We start from the raw sequence: 21725 nt of genomic DNA, 5'->3' as shown, positions 1-21725 counted from the left end.
CGGCGCCACTTGAGGCTTTCATGCGCAATGTCATCTCGTCCTCGTTGGCCCTCGCGTCCCTCGTCGCACTCGCGGGCTTCGCCTCCGGTTGTGGCCAGCTCGATGGCGATCCGGCTCAGGCCCCGATCATCGCCACGATCCGTGGGCAGTTGGCGAACCCCGAGGGGTATGCGGCTGGCGCCAACATGCGCGTCGCCATCGTGTGGGGCGGCGAGGCGGAGGCGTTCGCGTCTCGCAAGACGTTCCCGTGCAGCCGGTGTTTCCGTCGCAGTTCAAGCTCGACGTAAGGGCCCTTCCTCCTCTCGACGCGATGCGCGCTCCCGGCAAGGTCAACAAGCCCAGCGAGTGCAGTCCCGGCTACGATCCCAGCAGCGGCGCGGCCGCGCCGCCGGCCTCGGCGCTTTGCGACGACGCACCGCCCAGCGCGGGGGGCGTCCCCTCGCCGACGCCCGCGCCTCCGAGCGGCGGCGGCGTGCGCCCGCAGAGTGATCTCCGGCCGGCGCTCCCTGGCGATCCCTTCCGCATCGCCATCGGGACACTGGTCGCCTACGAGGACTTGAACGGCAACGGCATCCTAGACTTGCTCGACGACAAGGCCACCACGGCGGTCGATCGCGTCGTGGGGGTGAACGAAGATCTCTACGTGGTCTACGCCGAAGGTGTGGCGCCCGCGGGCACGGATTTCGCGCAGCTCTCGATCCCCAAGGGCTTCAGTCAGCTCTCGCTGCCGAGCGACGTCTGCACGCGCGGTGAGGTCGGCGGCGAAGCGACCGATGTGCGCACTGACGCGGGCGCCGGCGCGCCCGTCCCGATGCCGACGCGCGAGTGCACCAGCGGCGAGCCGCAGGTTCACGCCATCGACGCGCTCTTCACGTTGCCCCTTACGGCGTCGCCGAAATTGACGGAGTTCATGTGCCAGGGGCAGGGAGGCTCGATGGGCGTGGCGGTCGCCATGGGTGGCGTGAACGGCAACGGTTCGACTTACTACCCGCCGGCCGGGAGTCCGCGCCTCTACTGCAAGGCGGACGGCTCGAGCTTCAGCTACACGCCGTGCGAGAACTCGCAGAACCTCTGCGGCGACCGCGTCGTTTGCGACACGACCGTCGTTTCGCGCCCCTCGCCGGTGCCCGCCAACTGGCCCTGCGTTTCCCCCTGACCCGGTGAGAGTATGCTCGCCGCGCCACCGTGGACGAAGGCCTCACCCGTGACGAGCTCACCGATCTGTATCGCCGGTACGGCTTTCTGCTGCACCGGCGATGCACGACGCTCTTGCGCGACAAGGCCGGCGCCGACGACGCGCTGCAGGAGGTCTTCGTGAAACTGCTCCGAAGCGGCGCCGGCGTGCGCGACGCGGCAAAGCCGCTCTCTTGGCTCAAACGCGTCACCGATCGAACGTGTTTCGATCAGATGCGACGCAATCGGCGCGAACGAGCGAGCGCACCGCTCGACGACGACGCCGTTGACGTCCCGGCGCCGCCGGGGGTCGACCACGAAGCCCGAAACCTCGCGCTTCGCGTGCTCAGTCGCCTCGACGACCACGAACAGGAGCTCGCCGTGCTCGCTTACGTCGATGGCCTCACCCAGACGGAACTCGCGGCCGAGCTAGGCGTGAGTCAGCCCGCGATCCACAAGCGCCTCTCGGCACTCAAAGAGAGGGCGGCCCGTGCCGCGGCGGCGTCATGAGCGCGGAGCATCCGTCGGCGCGCACCCTCGAAGCGCACTTTGCCGGAGAGCCTGACGCGGCCACCGAGGCGCACGTGGCTGCCTGCGAGGCGTGCGCGGCCTTCGTGGCGTCGCTCAAACAGGGGAGCGCGGACTTCCTTCGAGCCGCGAGCGCCGACGACTTCATCGACGCGACCCTGCGGAAGGCCTCCCGCGAGCGTCCCTCCGTCGTGCCGTTTGAACGCGTGCTGCGCGCGCGCATCTATTGGGGGCTCGCTCCGTTGGCGGCGGCGGCGCTCCTTCTGCTGGTCTTTCGCCCGCAGAGCGGCGTGCCCGGCGCCTTCGACGTTCCTTCACAGCGAGCAAGTTCTCCTTCAGCAGGCGGCGGAACCTCGAGCGTGATCCCCGAGACGACCTTCAAGGGTGGCTTCGCCGTCGCGCTCATCCGCGAGCGCGGCGGCGCGCAGCAACGCGTCGTCGGTCCCGTCGAGGTCGTGCCGCAAGATCGGCTTCGCCTCGAGGTTGCCCTTGAAGGGCCCACGCCGCTCGCCGCCGGGGCCCTCGCCGAAGACGGTACCTGGGTGCCGCTCATCGAGGCCTCGCTCTTTGATGGCGGCACGTTCTTTTCGGAATTTTCCCTGCGCTTCGATGACGCGCCCCCCTCGGGACACATCGTGGTCGGCGCTCCGGAAGCGGTCGCGCGGGTGCGCCTCTCTCGCAATCCGGCGGCGGCGGACGGCCTGCGGGTGATCCCCTTTGGCGCGGCGCGGCCATGAAGCGCGTCGCGGCAGGCCTGCTCGCAGGGCTCTTCGTCGCGTCTCCAGCGCACGGTGAGCCGCTGCGCATTCTCGTCGCGGCGGGGCACCGCTACGGCGCGCCCAGCGAGCGTCCTTTGCAGTATGCACGCGACGACGCGATGCGCGTCTCGGAGGTCTTTCGTCAGATCGGCGGCGTTCGCCCCGACGCGGCCATCTTTCTCGACGAGCCCACCGGCGCCCAGCTCGCGGCGGCGCTCGAGCGGGCCCGCGTGATGGCTCAAGCGCGGCGCCCCGACGAGGTGAGCCTCGTCTTCTATTTCAGCGGTCACGGCGATCGCGAACGCCTGCATTTGGCTGCCGAGACGATGGCCGTGTCGGACCTAGCGGCCCGCGTCGCCAAGGTGCCGGCGGCCCTCCGCGTCGTGGTCCTCGACGCGTGCCGCAACGATGACACACGCGAAAAGGGCATGAGCCAAGACGCGCCCTTCGCCGTCGCGCTGCCCGACGGCACCGGCGCGGCCGTCGGCACGGTGTGGATCCACGCGTCGTCGGAGGGCGATCCGGCGCAAGAGTCTCGCGAGCTGGGCGGAGGCGTCTTTACGCACTACTGGTTGAGCGGCCTGCGCGGCGCCGCCGACGCCGACTCCGATCGGCGCGTGACGCTGGCCGAGGCTTACGACTACGCGTACCACCAGACGCTCTTTCGGTCGGCGCGCGCCTCGGGCGTGCTCCAAAGGCCCACAGCGCAGCTCGACCTCCGCGAAACGGGGCCCGTCGTGCTGACCACGCCAACGCCGATGACGGCGCGGCTCGTGCTCCCACAAGTCGCCGACGCGCAATACCTGGTCTACGAGCCCCGCTCGCGCCGCGTCCTCTCGGAGGCCTGGAGCGCCGCCGATCGTCGCGTCTCCCTCGCGCTCGCCCCCGGTGCTTACGTGGTCCAACGTCGCGCGGCGGGGCGCGGCGGTGCGGCCGAGGTCACGCTCGGTCGCGGCGAGGAGCGCACCCTTGGACCGTCGGACTTTCGAGATGTCGCGCTCGAGACGCTGGCGCAGAAGGGCGGGGCCGTCATCGTTTCTCCGAATGAGCTCGAAGCGCTCTACGCACCGGCGGTGCAGCTCGAGTTGGGGCTCGTCCAGCGAGGCTTCTTGCGTTACCACCGGCGCTTCGACGGTTGGGCCATGGGCGTGGGCGTACACGGCGCCGTCGGCCGCATGGATACGGCGGCCCGACGCGTCGACGAGAAGACCGCGGGCGCTTCGCTCAACATCGAGTGGCGCGGCGCCATCGGGCCGATCACGCTTCGCGCCGGTGGTGGACCTGTCCTGGAGTGGATTGGCCAGCGCCTCGAGCGCATCGACGCGGAGCGCGCCTCCGCTGCGGGGCTCGTCACATCCGAGTCGAAGAGCGCCGTCGGCGCCGGGCTTGGCGCGCTGCTCCGTGCTTCCTGGCGCGTTGCAGGCCCGCTCTTCATGAGCGTTGGTGCCGATGGCGCTTCGCTGCTCGTGCCGACGACTTCGGGGACCGAGCCGCGTTTTACGATCGGGGCTGCGGTCGGCGCCGGCGTCGCGTTTTAGCGCCCGGCGTTCTCGCGCGCGGGTCTCGCGTCGACTCCCTACCAGGGCAAGAGCCCGGAGCGCGAGAGCGACCAGGCCATGAGCTCGAGGTCTTCACGCATCTTTTGGGACGCGTTGTAACCACGCCCGACCACAATGGGTCTGACCGTTACCGTTGGCTCGTGGGCACTCAAACCGGCGCGGAGTCGCCGTAGGAGTGCAAGGTCCGGGAGCTCTCTGCTCATGATGTCTTTGGTCTGAGCAGGGACGGTGCCAACGACGCGGCGCCGGATCTGCCGAAGAATCGGCCGCCGGAGCGGGCCGAGCCTGCCCGAGGATGGATCGGGAATACCTCCGACGAAACGAGCGCAAACACGAAAAAAGCGCCACTCGCGCCCGGCTCAGCCAGACGTGTCGCCTGTCGTGTCACACGGTGGGAGCGCGGCGGTACAGCTCCGGCGGCGCCTGGCTTTGGATCGCCCTCGATCCGCAAGCTTTCCGCGCGGAGACGGGGCATGGGCGGCCCTCGCGCGGAGCCCGGCGTCACGATTTCTGCGAATGTTCAGGCGAGATCGGCGGAGCGTGCCTATGTTCCCTTCCGACCGTCGAGCGCGAGAGCGCGGGCCGGCGGTCGGCTCCAATGAACCCGCGCAAGAGCGCGCGCGTCGAGTCACCACGAAAGGTCGACTCGCATGGCGCAATCAATGAACCGGCAACTCCGCACACTCCTTCGGGCGTGTGTCGACGACGAGCACATGCTCGACCGCGGCGAGCGACTCGATCCATCGCGCCGCGCACCGCTCGCGCGCCTCGCGCGACGCCGCGTCCACTTCGTCTCCGAGCTCCAGCAAGCGGGCCGCACCCTTCGTGGCGTGCCGGGCGCTCGCGCGTCGTTTCTTGGCGAAGTCCGGGCAGCTCGCGTGAGTGCCATGATGTTCGCGGCCGGGCCCAACGCCGGCGACGTGCTCACCGCGTGCAAAGCTTCGCAGGCCCGGCTCGAGTCGCGTTTCGCGACGGCCCTCACGGGCGAATGGTCGGCTTCCGTGCGCGCGGTGCTCGTCGAGATCCACGACGAGGTCGTCAAGAGTCGCGACGAGCTCGTGGCCCTTCAGTAATCGCAAGTCGCGCGCCTTCGCGCATGGCGGGGCTCATGTTGCGCGCTGGTTCGCGCCACGCTGACTTCACCAGGAAAAAGAAGCTCGCCGAGGACGAACCTCGGCGAGCTTTTCGATCTACTTGCCCGGCGTCGACGGGTTAACCGGCGGCGGCGGCGGGGGCGTCGGCGTTGGCGTCGGATTGGGCGCCGGCGTCGCGATCGCCTCGTTCTGGATCGAGATGGTCCACTGGTTGAAGTGCCCGCCGCCGGCGTCGCAGGCCGCGCAGAGGCCGTAGGAGCGCTGGTCGCGCTCGCTGTTTGCGTTCGACGCATCGACTTGAGGCGCTTGGCCGGTCGCCGTGGCGCCAACGTCGACCATCGTCGTCGACACCAGCCCGTGGGTCGAGCGGCTGACCTCCACGTCCTTGACGTTGGCGAAGTCCCACCCTGAGCCGTCGGCCTTCTGGGAGACGACGGGGCACTTCATCGTGCGCGCCGTGTGGCTCGTGATGCGGCACACCTTCGTGAGGTCGAAGGTGTACACGGCGTCGGGGACCGGGCCCGATGCGGTGGCGCGCGCGTCGCGGCGAGCGACCTCAGCGGACTTCGAGACGTCGAGCACGATGGCGCGTTTTGGCGCGCAGGAGCCGCGGCGCTGTTGGGCTCTCGCGACCTTGTTCATGGCCGTGCACGCGGTGTCGTAGTCGCGGACGCTGAGGGCTGGGAGGCCCGCTTGCCGGGCGTCGGCGGGGAGCGCCTCGGGCGGAAGGGCCCCGAACAGTTCGTTGACGTGTTGAGGAAAGCCCTCGGCGTAGAGATCGGGCGTGTGCAGAAGGAACTTCACGTCCTTCATCTCGAAGCTCGTGGCGCGGACGGTGATCTTGGTTCCCTTCCCCATGAGCTCGGGTCCGGTGCTAGCGTCGAAGCGTCGGTGCGTTCGCTCGGCGCCGTTCGCCACGGCGTAGTGCGCGTAGGTGCTCGTGTCGGCGCCGCCTTCGCTGAACTGATCGGAGCCTGCGCCGACGCCGGCGCCGTCGACCGCGCACGCGTCCTTCGACGAGCCGTCGGTGGCGGCCAAGAGCTCGCAGTTGATGACCGTGCCCACGTAGACCATGTCGCCCTTGCTCTCGGTGCGCGGGTCGAAGCCGCTGGGCAAGAACGTGTGGTCGTCGGCCGTATCGAGCCACATACGCGGCGGCACGTAGCGGTTGGTGACGTGGGCGATCTCAAGTGCCCTCAGGATCTGCGCCGCGGACATCTTCGCCGCGTCGACGGCGATCCACTTCTCGGCGTCGTCGCCCGTCGGCACCGCCGCGTTATGCTTCTCGATGAGCTGCGCGAGGCCGAGCACTTCGCCGCTCTTCGCCTTCAATTGATGAGCGTCGACGAAGGCCTGCGTCGCCAGAGCGGCGGCCGCTTGGTCGCCGGCCTTCATGGCCTTGCTCCACGCGAGCGTTGCGCCGTAGGCGTCGCCCCAGGCCTTGAGGTTCTCGGTCGCGGTCACCGCCGGCGGCGCCGTGGCCGCCGCGTCGCCAGGCTTGCCGTCGCCGTCGCTCCACTGAACGTTGTAGAGGCCTTGGGCCAGCTGCTGTTGGGTCTCCGGCTTTGCGGCGATCTCGGCCCGCTTTTCGAGCGGCAACTCGCCGTAGGTGTTGTCGAGCCACTGGGTGGCAAGCTCGCCCGTCGTGTAAGGGTTCACCACGAGCTTGTTTCGGCTCTCGAGCGACGCGACCTCGACGCCACCGAGCTTGGCCGGAGCGAGCACGCACTTGTCCTCGTTGCCGCTCTGGCAATCGCCAGGCGCGAACGTTTCGCCCGTCTCGCCGCGCTTGTATTCCTTGGTCAGAAGGCCCGGCTTAAGCGGGTGATTCGTCCCCAGGTTGAGGTTCGTGAAGGCGAGACCGGAGCAATAGACCTCCGCCGACTCACTGCCCGCGAGGAGCTTGTCGACGAACTTCGTCTTGAGGTCGCGCTGCGTCTGAAGTTGAAGGTCGAAGAAGTCCGCGAAGGGCGAGAGGTCGTCGTTCAAGAAGGCCCAGTTGCGGGCCGCGAGCGCGTAGGCCTCGGCCTTCTTCGCGTCCATGCCCTTGGGCTGGAACCGGAAGACGTGGAACGGCATGTTCCGGCTCGGCGGGTAGTTGTAGCGGGGGCCGTAGTTGTTCGGGTTGTCGATGTGGTGGACGTACTCTTTGCCGTTGAGCGGACTCTTGTAGTCGTAGTGCATGGCCACGTGGCTCACGCGACGGTCCATCAGGTTGCGCATGCTCGACTGCTCGGGGTGGAAGAACGCGAGCACGTCGCCGTTCTTTAGCCACTGGCGCAGGTAGACCTGCTTGGTCGGGTCGGTGTTCTTGAGCAGCGGGATGATGTTGAGCCCCTTGCCCTTCGGGCCGGTGATCTTGCCGTCGGCGGTCTTGACGACGGGGTTCTCCTTGTCGTTCGCGAAGGGCTTTCGAAACGCCACGCCGGCTTCATCAGCGACCGGGCCGAAGCGGAACGTCTGGTCCCACAAGGCGGGCTTTTGCGCGCACTGCTCGGCGGGCTCGCCCGGCTTGCACAGGTACTCGGCAGGCCCGAGGCCGAAGAACAGCTGCGACGAGCGACCGTAGCCGCCGCGGTCCGTGGGCAGCGCGACCTTCTTCAGGTCCACGACCCATTGGCCTGGCTGGCTCGTCGTGAGCGCGTCGTCGCTCTCTTCGCTGTCGTCGCCCGTCGACGAGCACCCGTTGGTGCACGCGATGAGGCCGAAGGCCGTGACGCCGAAGAGGATTCGAGTGAGGTTCATGGGGCTCTCGCGGAAAGAGGTTGTGCCCACACCTCAGCACCTCATATGCCAGCGCGCGTAGCTCCGCTCAGTCGCGAAAAATCCTGCAGGAAAGGAGCGCCGCCGCCGGACGTTTGGATCGAAGCGGATCCGAGGTTCTCGCGCGGGAGACGCTCGCGTGGCGGGCCCCGCGGCAAGCCGCGAGACGTCGTCTGGCATTGGCACCCGCCGGCCATTGGGGCATGAAGCCTCCGTGCGAACGCTCGCCGGCGCCTCTCTTGTGTTGCTAACGACTTGGGCCGCGGTGGCCGCTGGTTGCGGCGCGTCGCAGCGCGACGAGCTGTCGTCGCGAGCGGTCGACGCATCGTTACCCCCGGCGGTCGACGCCGGGCCCGCGTTCTCCGATGCGCAGTTCGGCGATCCGTTTTGCACGGCGCCGCACTGCTCGAGCGATCTGCACACGTTCGTCGAGTGTTCGGGGAACGTGATCCGCACCTGCGCGGCCGACGAAGGCTGCACGGAGACCGGCTGTGCGCCTGCCTGCGAGGCCACGCGCATCGCCAAGAGCAGCGTGGGCTGCGAGTACTACGTGGTTCAGCCCGACGTCATTTTTGCCGCTGCCGGCGGTTGCTTCGCGACGTTCGTGGCGAACACGTGGACGACGCCCGCCAAGCTCACGGTGGAGCACGACGGCAAATCGCTCGATGCATCGACCTTTGGCTACCTGCCCTCGGGCTCAGGAAAGAACATCACCTACGCACCGCTCACGAATGGCGAAGTGCCGCCCGGGCAGGTCGCCATCCTGTTTCTGTCGCAGTCGCCGAGCCTGGTCCCCGGCACGGCCTGCCCCGCGAGCATCACGGCGGCCGTGGCCGGCGACACTGCGCTCCACGGCACCGGCATCGGTCGCGCCTTTCGCATCACCTCGTCGGTGCCGGTCGTCGCCTACGACATGTTCCCCTACGGAGGCGGTTCGAGCGCCCTCACGAGCGCCACGCTGCTCTTGCCGACGTCCGCCTGGGACACGAACTACGTGGCCATCGACGCGTGGCAAACGAACCCCGTCGAGCAATCGGTGGTGGCCATCACCGCACAGGATGACGGCACCGAGATCACGTTGAACCCCAAGGCCGCCATCGCCGGCGGCACCGGCGTCGCGGCAGCCCCGGCCGGCGCGCCGGCGCTCTATTCGCTCCAGCGCGGCCAGGTGTTGCAGTTCGTCCAGCCGGCGTCGCTCGCGGGGAGCATCGTTTCGTCCAACAAACCCGTCGGCGTCTGGGGCGGCAACACGGGCCTGACCATCGACACCTGTTGCGGTGAGAGTTCGCATCAACAGATCCCGCCCGTTCGCGCGCTCGGCAGCGAGTACGTCGGCGTTCGCTATCGCAATCGTTACGATCAGTACGAAGAAGCGCCCCCTTGGCGGCTCATGGGGGCCGTTCCTGGCACCACGCTCGAGTGGGATCCGGGCCCGCCGGCGGGCGCGCCGAGCAGCCTCTCTCCGGGCCAAGTCGTGCAGTTTCGTTCGCCCGGGCCCTTCGTCGTGAAGAGCCAAGACGCGGACCATCCGTTTTACTTCTCGGCGCACATGACGGGCGCCGGGCAATACGATCCGAGCGGCAAGGACGGGCGCGGCGACGCCGAGTTCGTGAACGTCGTGCCGCCGCTCGAATACCTCGACTCCTACGTCTTCTTCGCGGACCCGACCTACCCGGAGACGAACCTCGTCGTGGTTCGTCGCCGCGGCTCCGTTGGCTTCGACGACGTGATCCTCGACTGCGCGGGCCCGCTGACCGGTTGGATGCCCGTCGGGACGAAGGGTCGCTACGAATACACACGCACCGATCTCGTTCGAAACAACTTCGTACCCCAAGGACAGTGCGACAACGGTCGCCGCGAGATGCACAGCAAGAGCCCCTTCGGCGTCACCGTCTGGGGATGGGGCTCGGCGGCGAGCGGCGCGTTCTCGAGCACGTACGTGAGCTACGCGTATCCCGCAGGAGCTGGAGCCGCACCCATCAACGGCGTCGTTGTCTCGCCGATCAAGTGAATCGTCGTGTCAGTCGAGGCCCGCGGCGCGCAAGAACGCTGCGGTGACGCGCCGCCCTTTTTCGTCGCGGCGCCAATGGTCTTTGGCCCAGCCGGCGAGGAAGCGGTGAAAGTCGGCCCGCGCGACCGGATAGAGCGCGCGCCACTCCCCTTCGACCTGGTCGGCCGAAGCCCCGTGGCCGCGTCGCGAGAGCTCTCTCTGTAAGTGTGCAAAGTACACATCGACGAACTCGAGTTCGGCCGCGTCGCCGGCGAGGTCGCTCAAGAGGTACGCGACGTCTTTCACTCCCACGCCGCCGCCGACGTATTGAAAGTCCACGGCCGCCACCGCGTCACCTTGGCGCGAGAAACAAAAGTTCGCCTCCTTGGCGTCGCCGTGGACGAGCGTCTGGTGCTTCGCGCTTCGTAGCCGTTCGTCGAGGTGCGGGGCCGCGCGGCGGAGCGGCAAGTCTTCCGTCGCGCGAAGTTCGTCGGGCCTCGTGGCGAGGTGCCAATAGGTGCCTTCGCGCCAGAGATCGCCGGGCGGGACGCGGAGAAAGAGCGCGTGGAACGCCGCGAGCCACGCGAGGCAGGTCCGTCGCTCCTTCGGCGACGCGTCGGTGCGCCGCCCCGCGAAGCCGGCGTCGTCGAGATCTTCAAGCACAAGCAGGTGGCCGTCCGATGCGCGGGTCGCTCCGTAGAGCCTCGCCACGCGGCAGGTTTCGTCGCAACGCGTCGCCAGCGTTTGGTACCAGGTGGTCTCGACCTCGTACGAACGCTTCTTTCGCACGTGCGAACGGCCATCGGCGTCGTGGCTCCGGGGCGCCCGAACGCGCTTCACGATGGCCGAGTTCATCGGCGCGCCCACGAGGCGAACGCGCACAAGTTCGCCGTAGCCGCCCCACAGGGATTGAATCCGCTCTCCCGGGCCGCTCGTACGCTCCGCACCAGTCACGCGAGCCACGAAGGCGAGATCGTCGGGTCCGAGCGCCATGCACGGGCAGCATACCAACGCTGCGTTCCAGAAGAGATGGGAGCCGTTGTCGTCGGCGAGGTGTGAACGAGGGTCGCGTCTGAGGAAGTTATCTGACCACCTGGTGAGCGCCCACGGTTGCGGTGGGTCAGAAGTATTCCGCGCGCCGCGCCGAACGCCTGGCTCGACCGGCAGCGCGCGGTAGGACGAGTGGCGTGGCAACATGGTCGACCGACTAAGGCGCAGCGTTCCGAACGGAGCTCAACGAGCGGTTGGACTGCTCGGACTTGTGCTCACGGCACCACTCTCCGCCTGTGGCGCCAACGGATCACCACCAAACGCACAGGCCCAGGTGCGGGTGTCGTCGACGCGGATCGCCTCCAATGGGTACGGGTCTCACGTCCGCGGTGTCGTGGGGCCGTCGCGAGGCTGGACCGTCGAGTCGAGGCCGAATTGGCATCACCCCGCGGGAGATCGCTTGCTACACGTTGAGGGCGACCGGCTCCTGCTCACCGAAGGCGATGGAGAAACCGTCGTGGCCGCGATGGACGTCCCGGATGAACAACGGTTCGTCGCAGGGACGATCGTGGCTGGACCATCGACGTTTCTTGTGACCGGGGGACGCATCGACGCGTTCGCGCTCCCTTCGCTCATCCTGCGGTGGACCCGTGAACTGACGTTTCGGCCGCATCCGCGGGTCGTCGGCAATTCCGAGGTGGTTCTCGTGGGTGGGGATGCCCGATCGACCGTATTGCCACGGGTGGTGGCGCTTGACGCACAGACAGGCGCGACTCTTTGGACCAAGAGTGCGCCGGGCCTGGGGGTCGGTACGTGGCTCGCGGGAGACGCGGCGTACCTCGGTTATCACGACAGGTTCGTTGCGGTCGACTTGCGAACCGGGATTGATCGGTGGTCAACCGCCCTCCCGAACCTTACCGCGCTCTTCGCCCACGGAGGCACGCTCGCGGTACTAGCCGATGACGCTCTCATCGCGCTCGATGCATCGAACGGGCATGAGCGGGCCCGCACCAAGGTCGGTTCGGCGCACGGGGCCGCGCACCGCGATGGCATCGTCTACCTCAAGGTGACGACGGGGCCCGCCGTCCCGGCGCTCAACGTTGGCGCTCTCGAGAGTGTGCTCGCTGTCGATATGGCGTCGCTGCAAGTGATGTGGCGAACGGCGCCATACCTCACCTTGGGCGAGCCCCAGGAGTCGCTCGCCCTCCTTGGCGAAGACGTGCTCGCCTGCACCAACGAAGGCGTGTTGCGTACGCTTGACGCACGGAGCGGCGCGCTGCGCGCGACCATAGGGTTGGGGCGCTGCAGCGCCCTGCTCGCGCGTGAGCACGGTGGGCAGCGGTGGGTCCATACGTTGTCGTTCAGCCGTGGCGATGAGGGGCCAGTGCGGCTTCGCGGTGGGGCACCGAGTTCGCGAACGATGCGGGTCACCGGCGTCGTGATGACCACCGCCGCGCCGAGCCCTAATGTGGCACGAACGCCAACGCCTCGTGCCGGCGCGCTGGTCAGCGCGCTCGACGCGACGGCGGTGACGGATGCAGCGGGCCGGTTTGACATGAAGGTGCAAGGCAGCGGCGCCATCACCGTGCACGCAGTCGCCCCAGTAAGCGACTCGAGTAAAGGGTGCGGTCGTTATGAGTCCGGCTTCGCGCCCGTCACTGCTCGGGGCGACGAAGGGGAACACGAGCCCGTAGCCTTGATACTCAGTCGCGAATGCGTCTGCGGCGACTGACAAGGACGCAGCGGGCGCCCGTGTGGCCCTCGTGGACCGCGCTCACCGCGGGCACGAAGGCGAGATCGTCGGGTCCGAGCGCCATGCACGGGCAGCATACCAAGCGGGCGCACACACCACCGGCCAGGGTGGGCGGGCGCCCTCCTCGTCGAGGCCGCGAACGTGCGGCAGCGTTTTCATTCGGCGCGGGGTCGTGCGAGCCTTTGCGGATGAGGCGTTGGCTTGGTTGGGCGGCGCTCGCGACGCTCGCAGCGTGCGGCGGCGCTGCGGGGACGTTGGGGCAGACCAGTGATCACGACGCGGGTTCACTCGACGGGGCGAGCAGCGGCGACGGCAGCGCGTCGGCCGATGGCAACGGCAGCGACAGCGCGAGCGGTGGCGGCGACGGTGGCCTTGATGACGACTCGGCCGTCGATGGCGCGTCCGATGACGGCGCCGTGGTCAGCGACAGCGCGACCGGCGATGGTGGCCTCGGGTCTGACGGGGCGGGCCCTGACGCGTCGGCCGGTGATGCTCGACTCGACGCGCCGAGCGACGCGCGCGTGGATGCGCCCGGCGATGCGCGCGCCGATGGCGCCGACGCTTCGGCTGACTCGGGCATCGGTCCCTGCGGTGTCGGGGTCGTCAACGGCATCGTTGAGGTCGAACCCAACGGGACCCTCGCCACGGCCACGCCGATGCCGGCGGCCCTTGCGACGGCCATCGGCGGCACGCGATCCATATGCGGCACGGCGACCAGCGCCGCCGACCTCGACTTCGTCCGCTTCCAAATACCGGGCAACTCGTCGGGCCTCAATTGGGAGTGGAGCGGTGCGGTGGCGCCCACCTTCTATGTGAACGGCGTGGCGACGCCGGTCGTGACGCTGCAATCAGCTTTCCCCTATGTTGTGGAGATAAAGCCGCTTGTTGGCGCCACGTTCCCTCTCGCCTGGCGCTTCACCGCCGTCCAAAACTGACCCTACTTCGGCGCCTGCTTCATGGACAGCGCGAGCCGCTTGCGCGCGAGATCGACCTCGAGGACGCGCACCTTCACGCGCTCGCCGACCTTAACGACGGCGTGCGGATCTTTGACGAACCGGTCGGCGAGCTGCGAGACGTGCACGAGTCCATCTTGATGGACGCCAACGTCGACGAACGCGCCAAAAGCCGTGACGTTCGTGACGACACCCTCCAGCACCATGCCCGATGACACATCTTCGAGCTTACGAACGTCGTCGCGGAACGTCGGCGCCGTGAACGTTTCTCGTGGATCGCGCCCCGGCTTGCTCACCTCGCGCTGGATGTCCTCGAGCGTTGGCGGGCCCACTTCATCGTTGGCGTAGCTCGCCCACGGGATGCCGCGCGCAAGCTCTTCGTTGCCAACGAGGGTAGCCAGCTCGACGCCGCGCTCCTTCGCGATGCGCTCCACGAGCGCGTATCGCTCGGGGTGAACGCCGCTCGCGTCGAGCGGATGCGTGCCCTCGCGAATGCGAACGAAGCCGGCGGCCTGCTCGAAGGCCTTAGGACCGAGGCCGGAGACCTTGAGCAGATCTCGGCGCGACCGAAAGGCGCCGCTCTTGTCTCGATGCGCGACGATCTTCTTTGCCAAAGACGGCCCTACGCCGGCGACGCGTGCCAAGAGCGGCGCGCTGGCGGTGTTCACTTCGACCCCCACGGCGTTTACGCAGCGTTCGACGACCTCGTCGAGCTTGCGTGCGAGGGTCGGCTGGTCGACGTCGTGTTGGTACTGCCCCACGCCGATGGCCTTCGGGTCGATCTTCACGAGCTCGGCGAGCGGATCTTGGAGGCGCCGCGCGATGGAGATGGCGCCGCGCACCGTGAGATCGAGCTCCGGGAACTCCTCCCGTGCGACCTCGCTCGCCGAATAGACGCTCGCGCCGGCCTCGTTCACGAGCACCACGACGACGTCGGCCCTTCCCGCCGCGGTGAGCTCGCCTCGGCAAAAGTCGGCCGTCTCGCGGCCGTGGGTCCCGTTGCCAACGGCGATGGCGTGGGGCCGGTGCCTCGCGAGGAGCTCGGCGAAGGTGCGCTTCGCTTGTTCGAGGGCACCGGCGCCGCCCACGAGCAGGAGCCTTGTGTGCGCGACGAGCTTGCCCGTGTCATCGACGACGGCGCACTTGCAGCCGGTTCGCTGGCCCGGGTCGATGCCGAGCACCACGCGTCGCCCGAGCGGCGCCGCCAGGAGTAGCTTCGACACGTTCTCGGCGAAGACGGCCACGGCGCCCAGGTCGGCCCGCTCCTTGAGCTCGGCCCGGACGTCCGATTCGATGGACGGCACGAGGAGGCGCTTCGTTGCGTCGGCCAGCGCAGCCTCGAGTTCCTTGCCAAAGGGCGAGCCGCGCCGCAAGCCCGCCGCCGGGGCGATCTCGACGGCCAACGCCGCGTCGTCGATGCGAACCTTGACGCGGAGCACGCCCTCTTCTTCGCCGCGAACGATGGCCAAGTACCGATGTGACGGGATCGTCTTCGCGCGCTCTTGGAAGTCGTAGTAGGCCTCGAACTTGGTGGGCGCCTTCGTCTTCGCGGCGATGGCCACCGACTCCACGACGGCCTCGCGGTCGAAGCGTGAGCGCGCTAACGCTCGCACGCTGGGCTGCTCGGCTACCAATTCAGCGACGATGTCTCGCGCACCGGCGAGCGCGGCGTCGACGTCGGGGACGTCTTTCGCGGCGTCGACGAACGCCGCCGCCTCGCGGCGCGGGTCGCCTTGTGGCGGCTGCGCGAGGAGTCGATTCGCCAGCGGCAGAAGGCCGCGCTCCCGCGCCTGCGACGCGCGCGTTCGCCGCTTCGTCTTGTAGGGCAGGTACAGATCTTCGAGCTCCGCCTTGAGCCACGTCCTGCGAATGGCGCGCTCGAGGTCGGCCGTGAGCTTTCCCTGCGCCGCGATGGCCTCGAGGATCACGGCGCGCCGTTGCTCCAGCGACACGACGTAGTCGCGCTTGTCGACGATGGCCCCAATGGCCACCTCGTCGAGTCCGCCGGTTTGCTCTTTGCGATAGCGCGCGATGAACGCGACGGTCGCGCCCTCACCGAGGAGCCGCAGCGCGGCGCGTACGCCGGCTGGCGGGAGCCGAAGCTCCTCGGCGATGCGCGGCGCCGGATCCATCGGGGCAGTCATCGGCCCGAGTCTAACGCGGCTCGACCGGGAGAGCGCGCGCCGCTCGGTCTCACTTCGACTTCTTCTTGGTCGTCGCGTGGGCGGCGCGCACGGCTCGGTAGCCGTCGACGTCCACGTCTTCACCGGCGGCCCACGCCTCGAGCTTTGGCATAACGCCCCGTGACCACGCGTCGCTCAAACGCAGCGCCGTGAAGTCGCGGAAGAGCGCTTCGAGGATGTCTTCGATGGTCTTCGCCAGTTGCATGCGCTCGTAAAACGCTTCCGCCGCCTCATCGGCCTCCGCCTCTTCTTCGCGGGCGCGATCACGGTCGCGCCCTTTCTTCTTGGGCGGCGGCTTCGCGAGGGTGGTGGCCTCCTCCTCGGCGCCGTCACCGAGCACGGTAGGGAGCACGAGGCCCACGAGGCCGAGCGTCTCGCCCTTCAGGACGAAGCGGGCGTCGCCGTCTTCACGCGACAAGGTGAAACCCATGGTGTCGGGCATCTTGCCGCGCAGGAGCGCCTCTTTTGCTTCGCGGTGCGCGCCCGGCGCGGCGCCCTTGATGACGGTGCTCTCTTTGCGGTCGGAGAGGCCGATGCGTGACCCGACCCAAAGGCCGAAGGCGCCGTGCTCTTTGGTTTCGAGCGTCGCTTCGAAGATCTCGGTCTCGAACCACAGCCACAACAGAAACTCGCGGCCGACGAACCGTCGCCCCTCGATTTGATCGACGAGATCCACTCAGGTCTCCTCTCGCGCCAAGACCAAGCTCTCGAGCGACTTCCACGCGCTCTCTTCGCTCTTCGTGAGGCCGAGGCGTGCCCGAAGGGTGTGTGGCGATTCGGGGACTAGCTCCAGGCCGAAGGCCTTGAAGGTGCGGCCGAACAGCTCGGCGAGGTTGGCGGCGGCTTTTGGCGAGTGACTGAAGAAGCGGACGACGCCCTCGTTGACCGCCCACGAGAGGTCGACGACGCGCGACTGCGGCGTGAGCTTGTGGCGGAGGCGCCGCGCCACGAACTCTTTGAGCTCGCTCTTCTCTTTTCGCGAGAGCCGCTCGCGGCCCTGCTTCTCGAGCAAGGCGGCTTCCGCTTCCTTGAGCTTCGCGCGGAGCATCGCGCCGGGGATGGCCCAGCGATCGGTGCGCATGCCGAGGTTGATGTACTCGTTCCAGAAGACGTCGCTGTAGGCGAGTTCGAGGCCGTTGCCGTCGCCGACCTGGCACCAGCCGGAGCGTTCGAGATCTTGGTCGTCGGGCTCGAGCGGCTTCATGACGCGATGGCGAATCGAGCGCATGAAGCGGTCGCGAAAATCGTCGGGCAGTTCGCCGGCGACGAAGTAGCGAGCGTAGGTGAGCGAGCCGCGAAGGAGTGCCACGGAGCGCTCGTAGCAGGTGCGGCCTTGTGCGTCATCGACTGGCACCGACTTCTGGCCCTGCCGCCCACGAGGGCACGCGTCGACCGAGCGGCGCCGCCGGCGTGCTTGCGTTGTGTGGGGTTGCGGTCGCGGCGCTACCGAAGTGTGGTGGCCCCGCCGACCGGCGATTTGCGGAGGCGATTTGCGGAGGGGAAGAGATTCGAACTCTTGGATGGGTTACCCCATCGCCGGTTTTCAAAACCGGTTCCTTAGACCACTCGGACACCCCTCCGTGCCATGTTGGCACCGCGGAGCGTACGCGCTTTCTTCACGAAATTCTACGAAGGTGCCCGTTAGGATCGGCGCGTCCGAAGGCCGCGAGCGCGTCGAAGGTCTTGCTCGCGCCGCCGAACGGCCGTTTCATCACCGAGGGGGGCTCTAGCCGTGGCAACGGAGGCGTTTCGCGTGGTCGACACGGAGCACCAGCGCGGCGGAGACGCGCTCGTGGCGCGCATTGTGCGCGTCACGTTCGTTGGCGCCGCGGGTGCCTGCGCGGTCTCCTTCGCTCAAGCGGAGAACCCGGCTTCGATGGTGCTCGGCACCTTCTTGCCGATCTTCGCGGCGCTCGGCGTCTGCCAAGCCCTCATTCGTTCGGGCCGTGCGCGGCACGCGGCGTGGGTCCTCACCGTGGCGCTCTTTGTCCTCGTGAGCACCGTCGTGTTCGTGTTCGGGGGTCTCATGGGCAACAACGCCGTTGCCTTCATTCTCGTCGTGATGGTGGCGGGCACGTCCCTTGGTGGTCGTGTGGCCATCTGGGTGGCAGGCCTCGCGGCGGCCGTGTGTGGCATGGCTGGATGGGCCGAGGTTTCGGGGCGCCTCCCGCCAAGCCTCGCGCCCGTGACCGTCACCAACGCGTGGATAGCCATCACCGTCACGCTCATCCTCGCGGCGCTGCTGCACCACATGGCCGTTCGCAGCATCGACGCGGAGGCGCGTCGTTCGACGGAGGCGCTCCACCGGCTCCGTGCGACGCAACAGGACAACGAGACGCGCGCGCACTTCGCCGGCGCGTTGACGGAGGTCGCCGAGCGTGCCCTCTCGGCGACGGGGACCGACGTGTTCTTCCGCGAAACGCTGACCTTGCTGAAGGACACGCTCGGCGCCGACACGGCGTTTCTGCTCGCCATCGGCGAAGGAGGGGCGGCTCGCGTCATCGAGGCCGTCGGCTTCGTGCCGCCCACGAACCTAGAGGTCCCGGCGCGGGCCGTCGCGATCATGGCCGAGCCGGGTCGCCTCCTCGGCTCCGAGGACGAGCTCGGCCGCGCGATCCTCGATTCGCTCGGCTCGGCGAGCCGTGGCGGCGGCGTCCTTGGCGTCCAGGGGCGCTCGGGGCTCCGCGCTGCCATCGGCATCTTGACGGACGCGCCGCGGGTCTTCTCCGGGGCGGACCTCCAGCTCCTCGTCACGGCGGCCGGCATCGTCGGCAGCGTCCTTGAGCGCGATTCCGCCAACGAGCGCGCCGAGCGCGCGCAAAAGCTCGAGGTCGTGGGGCGTCTCGCCACGGGTGTTGCGCATGACTTCAACAACCTGCTCTCCGTCATGATGGCGACGTCGGAGGAGCTGCGTCACCGGCACGCGGGGCACGTCGACGGTGAGTTGCTCGATGGTCTTGACCACGCGTGCGAGCGCGCGACGCTGCTGACGCGCCAGCTCCTCGCCTTTAGTCGCAAGCAGGTGGCGCAGCCCGAGCGCCTCGACCTCGTCGAGCTGATCGCAGCCTTCGCGCCGTCGCTCCGTCGACTCGTAGGCGACGCCATCATGCTCGAGACGGAGCTGCCGAAGGAGCCCCTCTTTGTCGATATCGCCCGGGGCAGCTTTGAGCAGATCGTCCTCAACCTCGTCGTCAACGCTCAAGAGGCGATGCCCGAAGGAGGGCGCATCGTGCTCGTCGTGGCTCGTCAGGGCAACGAGGCGCGCTTTAGCGTTCAAGACACCGGTGTGGGCATGGATGACGCCACGTGCCGCAAGGTCTTCGATCCATTCTTCACGACCAAACCCGAGGGAACGGGACTCGGCCTCGCGACGGTCTCGGACATCGCGCACCGCTTCGGAGGCCGAGCCGAGATCCAGAGCTCACCAGGCGCCGGCACGACCCTCACCGTTCGGTTGCCCATCTCCGACGGGGCCTCGGCGAAGGAGCCGGCGACGGCCTCGCCGGTCACCGTCAAGGCGCAGCGGCTTCGCGTGCTCCTCTCGGACGACCACGACCTGGTGCGTATTTCCGTGAGCCGCCTCTTGGAGCGTCTTGGTCACGAGGTCGTCGCCGTGGCGAGCGGAGCGGAGGCGCTCGACCTCCTCGCGAGAGAGTCGTTTGGATTGCTCGTCACCGACGTTGCCATGCCCGAGATCAGCGGCGTTGAGCTGGTCAGGGCCGTGGACGCGCGCGGCCTCCTGCTTCCGGTGGTCATGATCAGCGGCCACGTGGACGCGCCTCCGCTGTTGCGCACGGGCGCGCCGATGGTGTTCATCCCCAAGCCCTTCACGATGCTGGCGCTGCGAGAGGCGATCGACGCCGTCGTGACTCAGAAGAAGTCGTGAGCGCCGATTTCGGGTCGACGGGATGCCCCGAAGCGGTACAGGAGAGCGAGGGCGAAAGATGCGCGCCCTCGGCGGCGCCGTATCCTCGTTGGTGTTGCCTGTTTTGAATCAAACCGACTTGAAGTCCGTCAAAGACTTCGCACTGCGGAGGTTTCGTTGGACCCTTTTCGTGTTTGCGTCGCCGGTGTCCTCTCTTTGACTGTCGGCGTTCTCGCCTCTCCTGCGCTCGCGGCCCCCACCGCTGCGCCGACGACGGGGACGGCGCCTCAAGCGGCCGGCGCGAGGCCCAAGCCGGTTTCGGTCACGAAGCCGACGGTCGACCCGAGCGTGCTCCTTCAGTTCGTCTCATTCGAGCGAACGAACGGAACGGGAGCCTATAGCACCGGTCCCATCTACTACGCCGTTCGCATCTCGAATCCGTCGGCGACGCAGGTGTCGACTCAGCTCTCGGTCAAGCGGATGCCGGGTACCTCCGGCGAGAAGTCGCTCGGTGTGTTTCCTGTCGACCTCCCGGCCAACGGCACGCGGACGGTCGTCGTGGTGACGCTCACGGCCTCGTCGATGGATGTTCACCCACTCGGTTCTCGCTCCACATCGCCAACGGTCCCACGAAGACCGCGAAGACGGTGCCGTCCTGCTCTTTTAGCGCCGTCGCGAAACACGAGGTCGCGGCCGCCGCTGACCCGCCGCCGCCACCCCCGCCGTCCAACTCCTCCTCTGGTGGTATCGCGCCAGGGCTCAACATGCCGAGCCCGCCGGGAGCCGGCTCGGTCCCCGGGATGCCTGGGGATGCGGTCGTGAAGATCCTCTCGGCCAGCGTCGCCACCGCCAACGGTTGCGCGGGCACGTTCAACACCAATTCTCAGGTGAAGAACTTCTCGTCGCGCGGCGTGAGCATGAAGATGACGTTGGCGTCTCCTCAAGGGAGCGGTGGCGCGTCGATCTCGCTCCCGTACGGTCTCGTCGCGAACCAGACGGCCAACATCCCCGCGGTCTATCCCTTCACGGGTCACGCCGGCGACTACCGGATCACCACGGCAGGATCCGCGGAGCCGCCCGCCGGACTTCCCGACTATCCGGGGCAATCCGTCTACCCGGCGACCTCACCGAGTCGCATCACCATCTCGGTTACGCGCGCCTGTCAGCTCGCCGTCGGGCTCGACTGACGACTTCACCGCCTCACTTGTACTTGACCGACACACCCGCCGCGAAACCGGCCCAACCGAACGATGCGAGGGGAACGTCGCCGTTCGCTTGAACGAAGGGCTTCAGGCTCGCGCCGGCTTCGCTTGCTGTGAACTGCCCTCCGGCCTTGATGGGGCCCGCCTGCGCGGCGCCGATCACGTTGTAGGTGGCTCCCGTGCTGCTGCTTGCGCCGCCGTCGACCCGCAGGTCGAATCTCAACCCGCCAACGCTGGCGCTCGCGAGGGTGACCGGCACCGCCTTCACTGCGTAGCCAAACTTTCCCTCGGCGGGTTGCAAGGATCCTTCGAACCGGACGGGCCCAATGTCGACGTTGCCCTTGATGCTGACGTCCTTCGCAGCCTCGCTCAGCGCTTGATCCACCTCCGCGCCTCGTCGTGCGTCGAAGGCTTGCGTGACGGCCTGGCGCGTGTCCGCGTCCAGCGACTTGAGGTACGTGCGAAGTTGCGCGACTTGCTCGCCGCTCGCATTTTGCGGGAGGTGCCCGCCGGTCAGCTCGTAGGCGCGGCGGACCGCGTCCTCCGTCGGGCTCGGGTCCACGCCGTGCGACGCATCGCTGCGCCAGTGGGCCGGGTCGAGGCCCGCGTCCGAAAGGGGCGTGTCGTGCGCCGGCATCGGCAACGCGTCGTGCACCTCATGCGAGAGCGCGGGCTCCGTTGCCTCGGCGAAGGAAGCCGTCTCGAGAGCGACAGGCTCGTAGGACTCGTAGGGGACCTCAGCCGGCGCGACGTCCATCACCGGCTCGGCCACCGGGCCGTAGTCGCGGTAGTCGGCGTAGGACCCGTAGCTGGGGTCTTCGTATTCGAAGCCTTCGTCCCCGCCGTGCACGGCGTCGAGGGTTGCGGGAGAGAGCGTGTTGCGGATCGCGGCGAGAGAAGTGCGGGGCATGCGG

17 protein-coding genes and 1 tRNA gene are annotated in these 21725 nt (G+C 68.2%); 11 read left to right on the top strand and 7 right to left on the bottom strand.

Features of this window, described 5'->3' with window-relative positions; translation table 11 throughout:
- Positions 1–20: 20 nt before the first annotated feature.
- The 6 genes from IPG50_21270 to IPG50_21245 all read left to right on the top strand — a co-directional run bounded on the left by IPG50_21270 (position 21) and on the right by IPG50_21245 (position 5091).
- Positions 21–287, top strand: coding sequence for a hypothetical protein (locus IPG50_21270; protein MBK6694715.1), 267 nt, complete (start codon positions 21–23; stop codon positions 285–287).
- Complete coding sequence (locus IPG50_21265) at positions 248–1156, top strand: hypothetical protein (protein MBK6694714.1); 909 nt, start codon at positions 248–250, stop codon at positions 1154–1156. Before IPG50_21270 ends, IPG50_21265 begins: the two co-directional genes overlap by 40 nt.
- Positions 1157–1185: 29 nt before the next feature.
- Positions 1186–1683, top strand: coding sequence for a sigma-70 family RNA polymerase sigma factor (locus IPG50_21260; protein MBK6694713.1), 498 nt, complete (start codon positions 1186–1188; stop codon positions 1681–1683).
- Positions 1680–2438: a hypothetical protein gene (locus IPG50_21255; GenBank protein MBK6694712.1), complete on the top strand. Its 759-nt coding sequence runs from the start codon at positions 1680–1682 to the stop codon at positions 2436–2438. The genes IPG50_21260 and IPG50_21255 overlap by 4 nt, the downstream gene beginning before the upstream one ends.
- Positions 2435–3997: a caspase family protein gene (locus IPG50_21250; GenBank protein MBK6694711.1), complete on the top strand. Its 1563-nt coding sequence runs from the start codon at positions 2435–2437 to the stop codon at positions 3995–3997. Before IPG50_21255 ends, IPG50_21250 begins: the two co-directional genes overlap by 4 nt.
- A 683-nt stretch (positions 3998–4680) precedes the next feature.
- Entirely contained in the window at positions 4681–5091 is a 411-nt protein-coding gene (locus IPG50_21245) for a hypothetical protein (GenBank protein ID MBK6694710.1), read from the top strand.
- 117 nt (positions 5092–5208) lie between these two features.
- Here IPG50_21245 and IPG50_21240 read toward each other — a convergent pair whose 3' ends face one another.
- Positions 5209–7857: a hypothetical protein gene (locus IPG50_21240; GenBank protein MBK6694709.1), complete on the bottom strand. Its 2649-nt coding sequence runs from the start codon at positions 7855–7857 to the stop codon at positions 5209–5211.
- Between the two features lie 232 nt (positions 7858–8089).
- Between IPG50_21240 and IPG50_21235 the strand changes: the two genes are divergently transcribed.
- Positions 8090–9886: an IgGFc-binding protein gene (locus IPG50_21235; GenBank protein ID MBK6694708.1), complete on the top strand. Its 1797-nt coding sequence runs from the start codon at positions 8090–8092 to the stop codon at positions 9884–9886.
- A 9-nt stretch (positions 9887–9895) separates the two neighbouring features.
- Here IPG50_21235 and IPG50_21230 read toward each other — a convergent pair whose 3' ends face one another.
- Positions 9896–10858, bottom strand: a complete 963-nt coding sequence (locus tag IPG50_21230) for a phosphotransferase (GenBank protein ID MBK6694707.1) — start codon at positions 10856–10858, stop codon at positions 9896–9898.
- A gap of 457 nt (positions 10859–11315) precedes the next feature.
- Here IPG50_21230 and IPG50_21225 point away from each other — a divergent pair, with 457 nt between their 5' ends.
- On the top strand, positions 11316–12587 hold the full coding sequence (locus IPG50_21225) for a PQQ-binding-like beta-propeller repeat protein (protein MBK6694706.1): 1272 nt from the start codon (positions 11316–11318) through the stop codon (positions 12585–12587).
- A 209-nt stretch (positions 12588–12796) separates the two neighbouring features.
- The gene (locus IPG50_21220; GenBank protein MBK6694705.1) at positions 12797–13543 is read left to right on the top strand and encodes a hypothetical protein; all 747 of its coding nucleotides are present in this window, start codon (positions 12797–12799) and stop codon (positions 13541–13543) included.
- 2 nt (positions 13544–13545) lie between these two features.
- Here the strand turns inward: IPG50_21220 and IPG50_21215 are convergent, their stop codons facing one another.
- From IPG50_21215 to IPG50_21200, 4 genes are all read right to left on the bottom strand, one after another.
- Positions 13546–15705, bottom strand: a complete 2160-nt coding sequence (locus IPG50_21215) for an RNA-binding transcriptional accessory protein (protein MBK6694704.1) — start codon at positions 15703–15705, stop codon at positions 13546–13548.
- Between the two features lie 49 nt (positions 15706–15754).
- On the bottom strand, positions 15755–16420 hold the full coding sequence (locus IPG50_21210) for a hypothetical protein (GenBank protein MBK6694703.1): 666 nt from the start codon (positions 16418–16420) through the stop codon (positions 15755–15757).
- Positions 16421–17053 carry a recombination-associated protein RdgC gene (rdgC, locus tag IPG50_21205; GenBank protein ID MBK6694702.1) on the bottom strand — a complete coding sequence of 211 codons (633 nt, stop codon included), beginning with the start codon at positions 17051–17053 and terminating at the stop codon, positions 16421–16423.
- Positions 17054–17237: 184 nt separating this feature from the next.
- A tRNA-Ser gene (locus tag IPG50_21200) sits at positions 17238–17324 on the bottom strand.
- A 152-nt stretch (positions 17325–17476) separates the two neighbouring features.
- On the opposite strand from IPG50_21200, the gene IPG50_21195 reads away from it, so the two are divergent.
- Together IPG50_21195 and IPG50_21190 are read left to right on the top strand one after the other, a co-directional pair.
- On the top strand, positions 17477–19630 hold the full coding sequence (locus IPG50_21195) for a response regulator (GenBank protein MBK6694701.1): 2154 nt from the start codon (positions 17477–17479) through the stop codon (positions 19628–19630).
- A 797-nt stretch (positions 19631–20427) separates the two neighbouring features.
- Positions 20428–20796 (top strand): hypothetical protein, encoded by a 369-nt coding sequence (locus tag IPG50_21190; protein ID MBK6694700.1) that lies wholly within the window; start codon positions 20428–20430, stop codon positions 20794–20796.
- A gap of 13 nt (positions 20797–20809) precedes the next feature.
- On the opposite strand, the gene IPG50_21185 is transcribed toward IPG50_21190, so the two are convergent.
- The gene (locus tag IPG50_21185; GenBank protein MBK6694699.1) at positions 20810–21721 is read right to left on the bottom strand and encodes a hypothetical protein; all 912 of its coding nucleotides are present in this window, start codon (positions 21719–21721) and stop codon (positions 20810–20812) included.
- Positions 21722–21725: the final 4 nt, after the last annotated feature.

It is taken from the genome of Myxococcales bacterium, assembly GCA_016703425.1.
GTDB lineage: Bacteria > Myxococcota_A > Polyangia > Polyangiales > Polyangiaceae > JADJCA01.
This window is presented reverse-complemented; position numbering and strand designations above follow the sequence as displayed.